Origin of the sequence: Enterobacter sp. 22452 (genome assembly GCF_052045065.1) — a bacterium.
Classification (GTDB): Bacteria; Pseudomonadota; Gammaproteobacteria; order Enterobacterales; family Enterobacteriaceae; genus Enterobacter; species Enterobacter mori.
The window spans coordinates 1-334 of sequence record NZ_JBQEOB010000030.1 but is presented as its reverse complement, the minus strand read 5'-3'; the positions used below and the strand labels follow the sequence as shown (position 1 = coordinate 334).

Sequence of the window (334 nt, the reverse complement as noted above, 5' to 3'; positions counted from 1 at the left end):
TTCCACTAACACACAAGCTGATTCAGACTCTGGGCTGCTCCCCGTTCGCTCGCCGCTACTGGGGGAATCTCGGTTGATTTCTTTTCCTCGGGGTACTTAGATGTTTCAGTTCCCCCGGTTCGCCTCGTTAACCTATGTATTCAGTTAACGATAGTGTGTCGGAACACACTGGGTTTCCCCATTCGGACATCGCCGGGTCAAAGGTTCATATCACCTCGCCGGCGCTTTTCGCAGATTAGCACGTCCTTCATCGCCTCTGACTGCCAGGGCATCCACCGTGTACGCTTAGTCGCTTAACCTCACAACCCGAAGATGTTTCTTTCGATTCATCATC

General features: G+C 52.1%; 1 rRNA gene. It reads right to left on the bottom strand.

The window, feature by feature from the left end:
* Positions 1–299, bottom strand: a 23S ribosomal RNA gene (locus ACTJJA_RS23935); the annotation flags it as partial.
* Positions 300–334 lie beyond the last annotated feature (35 nt).